Genomic DNA, 15,682 nt, shown 5'->3' with positions numbered 1-15,682 from the left:
TGGGAGCGAGCCTGCTCGCGAATTGCCACACCACGATTAGAAAGCGAAATCAGCTCTGCTTGTAACCGCGAACTTCATCCACTCCACGGTTAGCCAGTTGGTCAGCCCGCTCGTTACCATGATGACCAATGTGCCCGCGCACCCATTTCCAGGTGACTTTGTGGCGATTGACCTGCTCGTCCAGCTCTTTCCACAGGTCGGCATTCTTTACCGGCTCTTTCGCGGCGGTTTTCCAGCCGCGCTTCTTCCAGTTGGCCATCCACTCGTTGATGCCTTTCATCACGTATTGCGAGTCGGTGACCAGCAGCACTTCGCAGGGGCGCTTGAGCGCTTCGAGACCACGAATCGCGCCGAGCAGCTCCATGCGGTTGTTGGTGGTGTTGGCCTCGCCGCCCCACAGTTCCTTTTCGACGCCCTTGCACACCAGCAGCGCGCCCCAGCCGCCGGGGCCGGGGTTGCCCTTGCAGGCACCGTCGGTGAACAGTTCTACGGTGTCGACGCTTTCCACGCTTTCGCTCATGCCAGTCTTTCCAGAAAAATGCCTGTCCTGCCAATCACGGATCGACAATGACCGCGGCCGGGACAAGCCCGGCCACAAATAAAAGAAGATTTACGGTTCGATGCGGCGGCGGTTGACCTTGGCCATCGGCAGCGGAATCAGCTTGCCCATCGGCTCGCGGCGTTCCTGGCGCAATGGCCGGAGCCCCACCACGATCTTGCGCGCCACCAGCAGATAGAAGCCACCGCCGGACAGCTGCCAGTCACCGGCCTTGCGTTCCCAGCCGGCCAGGCGGTGCTGCCACTTGGCCGACGCGAGCGGCGGACGATAGCACCCGAAGCGGCGTTTCTCCAGCGCGAAGCCCAGCAGATTGAGCCAGTCGGCGACCCGCGACGGCGAGATGCAGCGCGCCTTGCGCAGGGCATCATTGGCGAAGAAATGCCGCAGCCCCCAAGTGCTCCAGGGGTTGATGCCGATGATCAGCAGATGCCCGCCGGGGCGCACGCTGCTCGCCGCTTCACGCAGCAAACCGTGGGGCGACAGGCAAAAATCCAGGCCATGCTGCATCACCACCACGTCGGCGGCGTGCTCGCTCAACGGCCAGGCCTGCTCTTCGCAGACGATCTCGACCCCGGGCAACGGCGCGCCAAGACGCACGTTGCGCTGCACTTGCGGCGCGGCCGGCGGGGTTTCGGCGGACGGGCCGTAATGCACAAGATAACCGCCGAAGAACCGGCCGAGCTCGTCGTCGAGCATGCGCCGCTCTTCATCCAGCAGAAATTGCCCGAGCGGCCCCGACAGCCATTCGCGGGCGGCGCTGATCAATGCCAGCCAGTCGGGATCGGCCTGAGCGAACGCTTTATCGGTCATGTCATTCTCCAACGCGCCAGGAACTACTAAGATGCGCCAATGTTTTCCGCTTGGCGAATTCCGACGATGATACAGATCAGTGCCCTGCCCGCGTTCACCGACAACTACATCTGGTTGTTACAGGATCATCAGACCCAGCGCTGTGCGGTGGTCGATCCGGGCGACGCCGCCCCGGTGCAGGCGTGGCTCGATGCGCATCCGGGCTGGGTGCTCAGCGATATTCTGATCACTCACCATCACCATGACCATGTCGGCGGCGTCGAGCGCCTGAAAGCCGCGACCGGTGCCAAGGTCTACGGCCCGGCCAGCGAAAGCATTCCGGCGCGTGACATAGCGCTCAAGGACAACGACAGCGTCAGCGTGCTCGGCTGGGACTTCGACGTCTACGCGGTGCCCGGTCACACCCTGGGGCACATCGCCTATTACCATCATGGCCTGCTGTTCTGCGGCGACACCCTGTTCGCCGCCGGTTGTGGGCGACTATTCGAAGGCACACCCGAGCAGATGTACCACTCGCTCAGCCGTCTCGCGGCCCTGCCGGAAGATACGCTGGTGTACTGCACCCACGAATACACCTTGAGCAATCTGAAATTTGCCGCCGCCGTCGAGCCGGGCAATCCGGAAGTCGCCGCCCGTCTGGAAAAGGTCACGCAGCAACGGCAGAACGGCGTGATGACATTGCCGTCGACTTTGGCCCTGGAAAAGCTTACCAATCCGTTTTTACGCACTTCTGAAACATTGGTTACACAAAAAGTGGACGAACGGGAAGGCGCTCAAAACCGGGAGCCGAGCGAGGTATTTGCGGCTCTGCGGGCATGGAAAGACAAGTTCTGACGACCGCGCCGGCCGGGACAAAAATTCTCAATGGTTGACCGCAGGGGGTGCGCTTTCTAGAATCGCCCGACATTTTTGCCCGGAACTTACTTCCAGCCAATGTCGTCATCCATACGTAAGTCCGTCAATTCAGATGCTTTGACCCGCCTGGCGCAAGCCATCGCGGTGGCTGTGTCCGCCACGCTGGCGGGTTGCTCCAGCCACGCTCCGCAGACTGAAGCGACGCACACGCCGAACATTGCTGCGCGAGCCAAGCAGAAGCCGATCTGGCTGACCGAGAAGCCCACTCCCGTGGCGCCCCAGGACATCTGGGAACGCATGCGCCAGGGCTTCCAGTTGCAGGAAGGCCTTGGCGTCAATCCGCGCATCGAGCAACAGCGCCTGTGGTTCGCCAGTAATCCCTCTTTTCTCGAGAATGCCGGCGAACGCGGCAGCCTCTACATTCATTACATCGTCGAACGCCTCGAAGAACGCAACATGCCGTTGGAACTGGCCCTGCTGCCAGTGATCGAGAGCGCGTACAACCCGATGGCCTATTCCCGCGCCGATGCGGTGGGCCTGTGGCAGTTCATTCCGTCCACCGGGCGTTACTTCAACCTGCGCCAGACGCGTTTCTACGACGGCCGTCGCGACATCACCGCTTCGACCACGGCAGCGATGGATTACCTGACCCGCCTGCACGACATGTTCAACGGCGACTGGCTGCTGGCGCTGGCAGCCTACAACGCCGGTGAAGGCACTGTCAGCCGCGCGATCGAACGCAACGAAAAGCTTGGCCTGCCCACCGACTACTGGAACCTGCCGCTGCCGGCGGAAACCCAGGCCTATGTGCCGAAGTTGCTGGCACTGTCGCAAGTGGTACTGGCGCCTGAAGCCTACGGCGTCAACCTCAACCCGATCGCCAACGAGCCGTACTTCCAGGTCGTCGAAATCAACCAGCGCATGGACCTGTCCAAGGTCGCTGCGGTGGCGAACATCGATGAAGACGAACTGTTCCAGCTCAACCCGGCGTTCAAACAGCGCACCACCATCGACGGTCCGCAGCATTTGCTGGTGCCGACGTCCAAGGCGCAACTGCTGACCGCCAGTCTGCAGACCATGCGCCCGGACGAACTGATCAGCCCGCGCTCGCTGAAACCGGTGTTCGAAGGCGCCGATCCGTCGGAAGTGGCACAGCTCAAACGTGCTTATCGGGTCAAGCGTGGCGACAACCTCGGCTCCATCGCCAAGGCCAACAAGGTCGAAGTCAAGGATCTGCAGCGCTGGAACAAGCTGACCGGCAAGAACCTCAAGGTCGGCCAGACCCTGGTCATGCAGGACAACACCAAGCGTGCACCGGCGCGCAAGTCCGGCCGGGTCAACACCGTGGTCGCGGCGAATACCAAGAGCAAAGGCAAGGACGAGAGCAAGCAGCAGACCCGGTACAAGGTCAAGCGTGGCGACACCCTGTATGTGGTGGCCAAGCGCTTCAACGTCGAGATGCAACATCTCAAGCGCTGGAACCCGGGTGCGGGCAAGGCGTTGAAGCCGGGGCAGATGCTTACGGTTTATCAGCCGCACTGATTGAAGAGCCCCTGATATTTCAGGGGCTTTTTTTGGATGAAGTTTTTGTGGTGTGCTTTAGATCCACCCCCCTCACCCCAGCCCTCTCCCCCAGGGGGGAGAGGGGGAAAGGGAGCCGATCGGGGGCTTTTCAGAAACTGACTTCGACTCGGTATCGCACCTCGGTGCAATTCGCCCAGACACCACGATCAGTCCCCTCTCCCTCCGGGAGAGGGTTAGGGTGAGGGGCTCTTCGCGCAAACGATTAACCCGGCATTAACCCGCATCTTTTTCCTGTCCAGACAAGCTGTTACTGTACGGCCCACAAAGCCCAAGCCGCTGGATCGGATCTGACTTGAAGCGTGCCCTATCCCTGCTCCTGATCAGCCTGGCCTTGAGCTCACCCGCAAGCGCGACGATTACCGAAAGTCACGGTTATGCGCAGTTCGGCACGCTCAAGTACCCGGCCAGATTTACCCACTTCGACTGGGTCAACCCGCAAGCGCCCAAGGGCGGTACGTTGCGGGTGATGGCGTTCGGCACCTTCGATACGGTCAATCCGTACACTTTCAAGGGCACCAGCCCGATCACCACCGCCAATTTTCTCCAGTACGGCATCAACGAGCTCAACGAGCCGCTGATGGTTGGCACCGGGCAGTATTCGCCGTCCGGCGACGAACCCGCGTCGAGTTACGGGTTGATCGCACAATCGGTGGAGTACAGCGAAGATCGCAGCTGGGTCGTCTTCAATTTGCGCCCCGAAGCGCGCTTTCACGACGGCGCGCCTGTCACCGCCTACGACGTGGCGTTCTCCTATCGAACGCTGCTCAAGGACGGTCATCCGCTGTATCGCACGGCCCTGCAGGAAGTGCTGCGGGTCGACATTCTCAACAAGCAGCGCATTCGTTTCGTGTTCAAGCGCTCGGGCAATCCGCTGCTGATCCTGCGCCTGGGCGAGTTGCCGGTGCTGCCGCAGCATTACTGGAAAGACCGCGACTTCAAAGCCACCACCTTCGAACCGCCGCTGGGTAGCGGGCCGTACCGCATCACGTCGGTCACGCCGGGTCGGCAGCTGATTTTCGAGCTGGTCAAGGATTACTGGGGCAAGGACTTAGCGGTCAATCGCGGCAAGTACAATTTCGATCGCATGGAAGTCGAGTTCTACCGCGACAGCGATGTCGCCTTCGAAGCGTTCAAGGCCGGTGAGTTCGACATCTACATCGAGCATCAGGCGAAGAACTGGGTCAACGGTTACAACTTCCCTGCTGTACGTCGTGGCGAAGTGATCAAGGTGCAGATCCCGCATCAGATCCCGACCCAGACTCAGGGCCTGTTCATGAACAGCCGCCGCGCGACCTTCGCCGATGTCAGGACGCGCGAAGCGTTGGGCCTGATGTTCGATTTCGAATGGACCAACCGCGCGCTGTTCAGCGATGCCTATAAACGCACCACCAGCTACTACCCCAACAGTGAATTCAGCGCCTCGGGTTTGCCGGTCGGGCATGAATGGCTGATGCTCAAGCCTTACAAGGAGCAGTTGCCAGCCCGGCTGTTCACCGAGCCGTTCACCCTGCCGAAAACCGACGGCCGTGGCATCCCGCGCGAGACCATGCGTAAAGCCCTCGCCCTGCTCGCCGAGGCCGGTTGGAAGCTCCACGGCCAGCGCCTGCAAAACAAAGACGGCCAACCGCTGCGTTTCGAGCTGCTGCTGGTCAATCCGAGCCTGGAGCGGCTCTATCAGCCGTACATCGAGAATCTCAACAGCATCGGCATCGACGCGCGCCTGCGTACCGTCGATCGCGCCCAGTACAAACAGCGCCTCGACCAATTCGATTTCGACATGATCTCGATGACCCTCGGCCAGACCCTGAGCCCGGGCCTTGAGCAGTGGCAGTACTTCCACTCCAGCCAGGTGAACGTCAAGGGCAGCAAGAATTACGCGGGCATCGCCAACCCGGTGGTCGATCACCTGCTCGAACAATTGCTCGCCGCGCGCACCCGCGACGAGCAGGTCGCTGCCGGCAAGGCGCTCGACCGCGTGCTGCTCTGGGAGCACTACAGCATTCCCAACTGGTACCTCAATTATCACCGTCTGGCCTACCGCAACCGGTTGGCCTTTGTCACCACGCCGCCCTACACCCTGGGCCTGAGCGCATGGTGGCTGAAGTCTTCGGAGAAAGATCGATGAACGCTGTTCGCACCCTGCTCGTGCAGGCCGGCGGCTTGCTGTTCGCCGGGCTGGCCTGGGCCGCCCCGCAACACGCCGTGACCCTGTACAACGAGCCGCCGAAATACCCGGCCGATTTCAAGCATTTCGACTACGTGAACCCTGATGCGCCCAAGGGCGGCGTATTCCGTCAGGCCGGCTTCGGTGGCTTCGACAGCCTCAACCCGTTCATCAACAAAGGCGTGCCCGCCGATGACATCGGCCAGATCTACGACACCCTGACCAAACATAGTCTCGACGAGCCGTTCACCGAGTACGGCCTGATTGCCAGCAAGATCGAAAAAGCCGACGACAACAGTTGGGTGCGCTTCTACCTGCGCCCGGAAGCACGCTTCCATGACGGCCACCCGGTGCGCGCCGAAGACGTGGTGTTCAGCTTCGAGACGCTGACCAAGGAAGGCTCGCCGATGTTTCGCGGCTACTACAACGACGTTTCCGAAGCCATCGCCGAAGACCCGCTGAAGGTCTTGTTCAAGTTCAAACACAGCAACAACCGCGAGCTGCCGCTGATCCTCGGCCAGTTGCCGGTCCTGCCGAAACACTGGTGGGCCAGCCGCGACTTCAACAAGGGCAATCTGGAAATCCCATTGGGCAGCGGCCCGTACAAGGTCACCCAAGTGAAGGCCGGCCGTTCGGTACGTTACGAGCGGGTCAAGGATTACTGGGGCAAGGACTTGCCGGTCAACCGTGGCTTCTACAACTTCGACACGATGACCACCGACTATTACCGCGACAACACCGTCGCCCTCGAAGCGCTGAAGGCCGGGCAGTTCGATTATTGGCTGGAGATGACCGCGAAGAACTGGGCCAGCGCCTATAACGTTCCGGCGGTCACCGAGGGGCGTTTGATCAAGGAACTGATCCCCAACAGCAACCCGACCGGCATGCAGGGCTTCGTCTTCAACCTGCGCCGCCCGGTGTTCCAGGATGTGCGTGTGCGTCAGGCGCTGGGGCTGCTGTTCGACTTCGAATGGACCAACAAGCAATTGTTCAACGGCGCCTACGTGCGCACCCGCAGTTACTTCGAGAACTCGGAAATGGCCGCCACCGGCCTGCCCGACGCCGAGCAACGGACGATCCTCGAACCGTTCCGCAGCAAACTGCCGGCTCAGGTATTCAGCGAAGCCTTCGAAAATCCCAAGACCGACGCCAGCGGCATGATCCGCACCCAGCAGCGCGAGGCCTATCAACTGCTGCAAGAGGCCGGCTGGAAAATCGTCGATGACAAAATGGTCGACGCCACGGGCAAACCGGTGGTGATCGAATTCCTCCTCGCCCAGACCGAATTCGAACGCGTGCTGCTGCCGTTCAAGCGCAACCTCAGCGACCTCGGCATCGATCTGGTGATCCGCCGCGTCGACGTCTCGCAGTACATCAACCGCGTGCGCTCGCGGGATTTCGACATGATGGTCGGCAGCTTTCCCCAGTCCAACTCGCCGGGCAACGAGCAGCGCGAATACTGGATGAGCGCCGCCGCCGACAAGCCGAGCAGCCGCAACAGCATGGGTCTGAAGGATCCGACCGTTGACCAACTGGTGGAAAGCCTGATCAACGCCGACTCGCGCAAAAGCCTGGTGGCCCACGCTCGTGCCTTGGACCGAGTGCTGCAATGGGGCTACTACGTGGTGCCGAACTGGCACATCAAGAGCTGGCGCGTGGCTTACTGGAATCATATAGGCCACCCGAAAACCTCGCCCAAGTACGACATTGGCATCAACACTTGGTGGGTCAAGCCTGACGCCAAGCCTGCCGTAGAAGTCGAAACCCAACTGCAAGCCGACCCTGCGGGCACGGAGTAATCAGATGCTGGCGTATATCTTTCGGCGACTGCTGCTGATCATCCCGACCCTGTTCGGCATCCTGCTGATCAACTTCGTGATCATTCAGGCCGCGCCCGGCGGGCCGGTCGAGCAGATGATCGCCAAGCTCGAAGGCTTCGAAGGCGCCACCAGCCGGATTGCCGGCGGCGGTGCCGAAGTGGCGGTGGCCGGCTCGTCCTACCGTGGCGCGCAGGGGCTGGACCCGGCGCTGATCAAGGAAATCGAGCACATGTACGGGTTCGACAAATCGGCCCCGGAACGCCTGTGGATCATGGTCAAGAACTACGCGCAGCTGGATTTCGGCGACAGTTTCTTCCGCGACGCCAAGGTCATCGACCTGATCAAGGAAAAGATGCCGGTGTCGATCTCGCTGGGGCTGTGGAGCACGCTGATCATGTACCTGGTGTCGATCCCGCTGGGCATCGCCAAGGCCACGCGGCACGGCAGCCACTTCGATGTCTGGACCAGCTCGGCGATCATCGTCGGCTATGCGATCCCGGCGTTTCTGTTTGCGATCCTGCTGATCGTGGTATTTGCCGGCGGCAGTTATCTGGACTGGTTCCCCCTGCGCGGGCTGACTTCGAACAACTTCGATGAGCTGAGCCTGGGCGGCAAGATCCTCGATTACTTCTGGCACCTGGCATTGCCAGTGACGGCGCTGGTGATCGGCAACTTCGCGACCATGACCCTGCTGACCAAGAACAGCTTTCTCGACGAGATCAACAAGCAGTACGTGGTCACCGCCAAGGCCAAGGGTCTGACCCGCCATCGCGTGCTCTACGGGCATGTATTCCGCAATGCCATGCTGCTGGTGATTGCCGGTTTTCCTTCGGCGTTCATCGGCATTTTCTTCACCGGTTCCCTGCTGGTGGAAGTGATTTTTTCCCTCGACGGCCTTGGCCTGATGAGTTTCGAAGCGGCGATCAATCGCGATTACCCTGTGGTATTCGGCACCTTGTTCATCTTCACCTTGCTCGGGCTGGTGGTGAAACTGATCGGCGACCTGACCTACACCTTTGTCGATCCGCGTATCGACTTCGCCAGCCGGGAGCATTGAGATGAACCTGTCCCCTCTCAACCGCCGGCGCTTCGAACTGTTCAAGGCCAACAAGCGTGGCTGGTGGTCGCTGTGGCTGTTTCTGATCCTGTTCGGCCTGAGTCTGGGCGCCGAGCTGATTGCCAACGACAAGCCACTGGTCGTGCATTACGACAACAACTGGTATTTCCCGGCGATCAAGCGCTACCCGGAAACCGCGTTCGGCGGCGAATTCCCGCTGGAAGCCAACTACAAGAGTCCGTACATCCGTGAGCTGCTCAAGGCCAAGGACGCGTGGATTCTGTGGGCGCCGATCCCCTACACCTACCAGAGCATCAACTACGACCTGAAAGTCCCGGCCCCGGCGCCACCCTCGGCGGACAACCTGCTGGGCACCGACGATCAGGGCCGCGACGTGTTGGCGCGGGTGATCTACGGTTTCCGCATTTCCGTGTTGTTTGCGCTGACGCTGACCGTGCTGAGCTCGATCATCGGCGTGATTGCCGGGGCGCTACAGGGGTTCTACGGCGGCTGGGTCGATCTCGCCGGGCAACGTTTTCTGGAGATCTGGTCGGGGCTGCCGGTGCTGTATCTGTTGATCATCCTCGCCAGTTTCGTCCAGCCGAATTTCTGGTGGCTGCTGGGCATCATGCTGCTGTTCTCGTGGATGAGCCTGGTCGATGTGGTGCGCGCCGAGTTCCTGCGCGGGCGCAATCTGGAATACGTGCGCGCCGCCCGCGCGCTGGGCATGCAGAACGGCGCGATCATGTTCCGTCATATCCTGCCCAACGCCATGGTCTCGACCATGACTTTCATGCCGTTCATCCTCACCGGCGCCATCGGCACCCTGACCGCACTGGACTTCCTCGGCTTCGGCTTGCCGGCCGGCAGTCCGTCGCTGGGCGAACTGGTCGCGCAAGGCAAATCCAATTTGCAGGCGCCGTGGCTGGGCATGAGCGCGTTTGCCGTGCTGGCGCTGATGTTGAGTCTGCTGGTGTTTATCGGCGAGTCCGCTCGCGATGCCTTCGACCCGAGGAAGTGAAATGAATCAGGACAATCTGATCGAAGTGCGCGACCTCGCCGTCGAATTCGGTTTCGGCGAGCGCGTCCACCGCGTGGTCGAGGGCGTGAGCTTCGACATCAAGCGCGGCGAGACCCTGGCACTGGTCGGCGAATCGGGCTCGGGCAAATCGGTCACGGCGCATTCGATCCTGCGCCTGTTGCCCTACCCCATGGCGCGGCATCCGGCCGGCAGCATCAATTACGCCGGGCAGAACCTGCTGGATTTGAGCGAGAAGACCATCCGTCATATTCGTGGCAACCGCATCGCGATGATCTTTCAGGAGCCGATGACCTCGCTCAATCCGCTGCATTCGATCGAAAAGCAAATCAACGAAGTGCTCGGCATCCACAAGGGCCTGAGTGGCAAAGTGGCGACCAAGCGCACTTTGGAGCTGCTGGAGATGGTCGGCATTCCCGAGCCGCACAAGCGTCTCAAGGCGCTGCCCCATGAATTGTCCGGCGGCCAGCGCCAGCGGGTGATGATCGCCATGGCCCTGGCCAACGAGCCGGAATTGCTGATTGCCGACGAACCGACCACCGCGCTGGACGTGACCGTTCAGCTGAAAATCCTCGATTTGCTCAAGGATCTTCAGGCTCGATTGGGCATGTCGCTGTTACTGATCAGTCACGATTTGAACCTGGTGCGAAGAATTGCGCATCGCGTATGTGTCATGCAGCGCGGTTGCATCGTCGAACAGGCATCGTGCGCAGAGCTGTTCCGTTCGCCGCAGCATCCGTACACTCGGGAATTGCTCGGCGCGGAGCCCAGCGGCGGCCCCGCGAGCAATGAAATCGGCGCGCCGCTGCTCGAAGTCGAGGACCTCAAAGTCTGGTTCCCGATCAAGAAAGGCCTGCTCAAGCGCACGGTGGATTACGTCAAGGCAGTGGACGGCATCAATTTCAGCCTGCCGCAGGGTCAGACCCTGGGGATCGTCGGCGAAAGCGGTTCCGGCAAATCCACCCTCGGTCTGGCGATTTTGCGGCTGATCGGCAGCAAAGGCGCGATCCGCTTTGAAGGCAAGCAGCTAGACTGCCTGACGCAGAGTGAGGTTCGCCCGCTGCGGCGGGAGATGCAGGTGGTGTTTCAGGACCCGTTTGGCAGCCTGAGCCCGCGCATGTGCGTCAATGACATCGTTGGTGAAGGCCTGCGGATACACAAGATGGGCACCGCGACCGAACAGGAAGCGGCGATCATTGCGGCATTGAAGGAGGTAGGTCTGGATCCGGAAACCCGGCACCGCTACCCCCACGAATTTTCCGGAGGGCAACGGCAGCGAATCGCCATTGCCCGGGCCTTGGTGCTGAAACCGGCGCTGATCCTGCTGGACGAGCCGACTTCGGCGCTCGACCGCACGGTGCAGCGGCAAGTGGTGGAGCTGTTGCGTTCACTGCAAGCCAAGTACAACCTGACGTATTTGTTCATCAGCCATGACCTGGCTGTCGTCAAAGCGCTGAGCCACCAGCTGATGGTGGTCAAGCATGGCCAAGTGGTCGAACAGGGAGACGCGCAAAGTATTTTTGCCGCCCCCCAACATCCGTATACACAGCAGTTGCTGGAAGCCGCTTTTCTGGCACCAGCCACTGCGCAATAACCTGAAAGAGGAGCAACACATGGGTTTTCTCGCCGGTAAGCGCGTACTGATCGTCGGTGTCGCCAGCAAGCTGTCCATCGCATCCGGCATCGCTGCCGCCATGCATCGCGAGGGCGCTGAGCTTGCCTTCACTTATCAGAACGACAAACTCAAGGGTCGCGTCGAAGAATTCGCACAAGGCTGGGGTTCGAGCCCTGAGCTGTGCTTCCCGTGCGACGTGGCCAGCGATGAAGAAATCGCCAAGGTCTTCGAAGAGCTGAGCAAGAAGTGGGACGGCCTGGACTGCATCGTCCACTCCGTCGGCTTCGCCCCGGGCGACCAACTGGACGGCGACTTCACCGAAGCCACTACCCGTGAAGGTTTCCGCATCGCTCACGACATCAGCGCCTACAGCTTCGTGGCCCTGGCCAAAGCCGGCCGCGAAATGATGAAAGGCCGCAACGGCAGCCTGCTGACCCTGTCGTACCTGGGCGCCGAGCGCACCATGCCGAACTACAACGTGATGGGCATGGCCAAGGCTTCGCTGGAAGCCGGCGTCCGTTACCTGGCCGGTTCCCTCGGTCCGGACGGCACCCGCGTCAACTGCGTATCGGCTGGCCCGATCCGCACCCTGGCTGCTTCCGGCATCAAGAACTTCCGCAAGATGCTGGCTGCCAACGAAGCGCAGACTCCGCTGCGCCGCAACGTCACCATCGAAGAAGTCGGCAACGCCGGCGCCTTCCTGTGCTCCGACCTGGCGTCGGGCATCAGCGGTGAAATCATGTACGTCGACGGCGGCTTCAACACCACCGCGATGGGCAACATCGAAGAGTGATCTTCCTGTAGCCGTTAAAAAACCCGCCCGATCCGGCGGGTTTTTTTATGCCAGCAGAAAAGGTCGCCGCACTACATATGTACCGCCACCGACCCTGCCCTGCCTTTGATACTCGCCGCTTGATGCTTATCAGCCGCCAGGGAGGCGCAGATGAACGACACACCGGTACATGAACAGACGCTGATCCACAATCTCATCGCAGAATTGACCGCCGTACCGGTGGTCACCGCCGCCACGCCGGCGCGCACGCTGGAGGTTCCTCGTCCATGCCTGCTGCGCGAATGGATGGAGCTTTACTGGACCGCCCTCGAACGCCCTGAGTTTCTCGACTGGGCCAGTGGCTTTCACATCGACCTGGATACCTTGCAAATCAAAGGCGACATTCTGCAAGCGCGCACACCAGCGAATGGCACCTCCGACGTACGCACCTTCACCCTGGAGGACGACTCTGGCTGGTGGCAGGTGGCGCCGATGCTGCAATCGATTTCCCAACGCATCGACCCTGCCGGGTTGGGCCTGCCTTATATCGGCGGCAAGTCCGCCAACCCGCTGTATCGCTTTCCACGGCAAGTGGTGCTGGCGTTCTACGGTTACCCGGAACCGCAAAACCAGATTCAGGCCCGCGTCATCCTCACCGAACTGAAGAAAAGCGGGCTGGCTGCCATCGATGAGAACGGCCACAGCACGTCGGCTGTGGTGAAGGAACGCAACGCGCAACTGGAGGACTTTCGGGCGATCGCCGATCAGATCGATGCGGTGTTGCTGGCGAGCGATCCGTTCGAGCAACGAGGCTTTCTCGATACGCCGGTAACGCTTGCTTCGGCCTCTGTTTCCGCTCCTGTCAGAGGCCCGCGCCTGAAATTGGGCGAGCTGCTGCGTCGCTATGAATTTGCGCTGCCGGAAGATGCGGGACAAGCCAAAGCGCTTGCGCAACGCCTGCGACAGCACAGTTGGCCTGAGCTGCCCTACGTCAGTGACTACGTGCAGACCGGCACCCCTATCCGCAGCTATCGCGAAGACTTCGGCGATCTGGAGGACGTCCGGCATATTGTGCGACGCCTGGAAGTTTTGAGCTGGAACAAGGCACCCAAAGCCAGAATCGATTACGAGGAATTCAGCGAGCCCCATCCGGATTCCACGCTCGCGGTGCAGATGGCGCTGGGCCAGGAGCGCTTGCAGATATTCAGCTCCAATGCGGATTTTCAAGCCATCTTGCAACAGCACGGGTTACCCGCCGACAGTCAATTGCTGGTGACCGAGTCCGGCCATGTCGGCACGGCCAGCGCCAAAGGCTGGGTCAACCTGACGACTGAGGTGGAAAAACATTCCGATCTGAAACTTCATCGCGACCAGCTTAAAGCTCAGGCAGGCGAAGCCGGCGGCGCCCTGCGCTCGAGCGGTAAAGTCACTCTCGGGCAAATGTTGCGTTTCTACGAGCTACCGTTGCCAAAAACTGTCGAGCAAGCCCTCTCCCTGGCGAAATGGGACAAGATCAATCTGCACATGCGTCCCGGGCACATGAATCAGTGGTATCTGCTGGGTCAACCCTGGACGAAGACCGAGCGGTTCACCTCGCAGCAACGTCAGAGCATCATCGACACCACTCAGGCTTTTTTGCCCGAAGACTCGCCGCCACTGATCGACTACCTCAGTGAAGGGGTCGACACCAGTCTGCCGCTCAATACCCTCAAGGCAAAAGCCGACTACCTGATCAGTCGTATCCTGATCACGTCGCGCGCACGGACGCTGGGCAATCAGTTGGTGAAGAACCTCGGAGCGCCGTCTCACAAAAAACGCCTTCTGGCCACCAACCGCGAACGGCTGTTGCTCGCTGCATTGATTCTCAACCTGGAACCGAGCGCCGGTGAGGATATAAACCGAATCGTCGCCCAGCGTCTGGAGGGCAGTGATTTCTGGGGCGACAGTTATGACGAAGTGCGCCGGTTCATCGACCGGCAACCCCAACTCGCACTGGTCAAGAACAAGACATTGGCGACCCACCTGTTATTGTCCGGCATCTCGCCGGAGTTTCTCCTCCGGGGCATTCCTCGATCACTGCCTTATATGAGTTGCCTGCGCTGGGTGAGGCTGAAACAGGTCGTGCTGTATATCGAAAGACGCCTGCCGGGCGCGGCGCGCTTGATGACCTACGAGCAATTGCGCGAGCTGACGAAGGGCCCGGCGCCGGCTGATTTCTACAAGTTTCTGCGCGAGGAGCCGTGTGCCTCGGTTGTAGTGGACTGGGCGGTTGCACGAGGGCTGATCCAGCGCGATGCCGATTTTCAAGTCACGGTCTATGACGCCGCCACGCTCAAGCAAGCCGATCTGCTCTTTCGCAACCACAATCGTCTGATTTACGATTTTTACCGCCGGGCCTTCCAGGCGTCACCGCCCACTCCCGCCACTATTGCCCTCGCCGATCTGCGCAAGATCTTCGCTGCTTCCCCACACCTGACAGAGAAGGCACTGTTTGTTCCAGCCTCGGACGCGGATACAACCGGGCCACATTATTCCCTGAGCCAATTACACATCGCCGGCAAGCTAACGGGTGACATGCAGGGATGGCAATCGAGCAATGCACAATTGCAACTGCCATCGATGATTGCCTCGCTGCCCAGACTGAACAACGTGGCAAGCGCTTTTCATGCAGCACTCGCGGCGCGCCTCAAGCATATGAAGGACGCGCATGTCGCGATTCTCAAGGAGGCGTTCTGCCGGCTGCCGTTGGCGCAACGGCTCGACCTCGAAGACAACACGCTGGAATTGCTCGCGCTGCGGCCAGTATCGGCAGCCACCGACAAACTTGCCAAGGCCGGCACGGCGCCGTTTGGCATATTGGCACTGCTGCATGGGCGGCCAACCAGAGTCTTCGAGATTTTCACCAGCAGAGATGAAGTGGTGCTGCGTCGCGATATCGACATTGCATTACTCAAACCATCGGTGGCGAAAGAAGCGGCGAAAACGCTGCCCCTCGACGCCGAAGCCTATAAAAACGGCTCGCAGCCTCGCTTGAACGCCACCTGCAAGGCGTTCATTACTCGCCTCGATATTGAGGGCGACCCACTGGCGCAACAGGCACGCACCGCCGTGCCCGATACCTTCGCCTCCAACAGAGTCAACGCCATTGCCAGCACCGCCGTCCGGCATCTGTTCGATGCTTATGAAGCGAAAGCCTTGCAAGACGCGTTGCGCATGCCCGAACTCGAGGATGCCGCGGCCAGTCACGAGAAATGGCTGGCGTTTTACCAGAAGCTGAGCCCGCCCAAGCGCTGAGCACTGGCGAATCCGGCGATGAATCGGCTGACGCCTTCGCGAGCAGGCTCGCTCCCACAGAGATGGTGCTGAACTGAAAAATCCTCCGCGCCATCGAAACCTGTGGGAGCGAG

11 protein-coding genes are annotated in these 15,682 nt (G+C 60.7%); 9 read left to right on the top strand and 2 right to left on the bottom strand.

The genetic code is table 11. The annotated features are described in order from the left end of the window. Positions 1-49: 49 nt before the first annotated feature. Both rnhA and F8N49_RS16770 read right to left on the bottom strand, forming a co-directional pair. Positions 50-520: a ribonuclease HI gene (gene rnhA / locus F8N49_RS16775; RefSeq protein ID WP_007910572.1), complete on the bottom strand. Its 471-nt coding sequence runs from the start codon at positions 518-520 to the stop codon at positions 50-52. 90 nt (positions 521-610) lie between these two features. After that, positions 611-1,369: a class I SAM-dependent methyltransferase gene (locus F8N49_RS16770; RefSeq protein ID WP_024012492.1), complete on the bottom strand. Its 759-nt coding sequence runs from the start codon at positions 1,367-1,369 to the stop codon at positions 611-613. A 66-nt stretch (positions 1,370-1,435) separates the two neighbouring features. On the opposite strand from F8N49_RS16770, the gene gloB reads away from it, so the two are divergent. From gloB to F8N49_RS16725, 9 genes are all read left to right on the top strand, one after another. Next, positions 1,436-2,203, top strand: coding sequence for a hydroxyacylglutathione hydrolase (gene gloB, locus F8N49_RS16765; RefSeq protein WP_122750756.1), 768 nt, complete (start codon positions 1,436-1,438; stop codon positions 2,201-2,203). Between the two features lie 99 nt (positions 2,204-2,302). Next, positions 2,303-3,766: a transglycosylase SLT domain-containing protein gene (locus F8N49_RS16760; RefSeq protein WP_016774157.1), complete on the top strand. Its 1,464-nt coding sequence runs from the start codon at positions 2,303-2,305 to the stop codon at positions 3,764-3,766. Positions 3,767-4,100: 334 nt separating this feature from the next. Continuing rightward, positions 4,101-5,933: an extracellular solute-binding protein gene (locus F8N49_RS16755; protein WP_151551933.1), complete on the top strand. Its 1,833-nt coding sequence runs from the start codon at positions 4,101-4,103 to the stop codon at positions 5,931-5,933. Then, on the top strand, positions 5,930-7,771 hold the full coding sequence (locus tag F8N49_RS16750) for an extracellular solute-binding protein (RefSeq protein ID WP_122746952.1): 1,842 nt from the start codon (positions 5,930-5,932) through the stop codon (positions 7,769-7,771). The genes F8N49_RS16755 and F8N49_RS16750 overlap by 4 nt, the downstream gene beginning before the upstream one ends. A 4-nt stretch (positions 7,772-7,775) precedes the next feature. After that, positions 7,776-8,849, top strand: a complete 1,074-nt coding sequence (locus tag F8N49_RS16745; RefSeq protein WP_016774154.1) for a microcin C ABC transporter permease YejB — start codon at positions 7,776-7,778, stop codon at positions 8,847-8,849. 1 nt (position 8,850) lies between these two features. Further along, positions 8,851-9,870, top strand: coding sequence for an ABC transporter permease (locus F8N49_RS16740; protein ID WP_151551932.1), 1,020 nt, complete (start codon positions 8,851-8,853; stop codon positions 9,868-9,870). Between the two features lies 1 nt (position 9,871). Beyond that, a complete protein-coding gene (locus F8N49_RS16735; RefSeq protein WP_039763245.1) occupies positions 9,872-11,482 on the top strand; it encodes an ABC transporter ATP-binding protein in 1,611 nt (536 codons plus the stop codon). Positions 11,483-11,501: 19 nt separating this feature from the next. Then, positions 11,502-12,296 (top strand): enoyl-ACP reductase FabI, encoded by a 795-nt coding sequence (fabI, locus tag F8N49_RS16730; protein ID WP_003202751.1) that lies wholly within the window; start codon positions 11,502-11,504, stop codon positions 12,294-12,296. 150 nt (positions 12,297-12,446) lie between these two features. Then, positions 12,447-15,569, top strand: coding sequence for a hypothetical protein (locus tag F8N49_RS16725; protein ID WP_151551931.1), 3,123 nt, complete (start codon positions 12,447-12,449; stop codon positions 15,567-15,569). Positions 15,570-15,682: the final 113 nt, after the last annotated feature.

This window comes from Pseudomonas sp. GXM4 (assembly GCF_008923895.1).
Lineage (GTDB): Bacteria > Pseudomonadota > Gammaproteobacteria > Pseudomonadales > Pseudomonadaceae > Aquipseudomonas > Aquipseudomonas atacamensis.
This window is presented reverse-complemented; position numbering and strand designations above follow the sequence as displayed.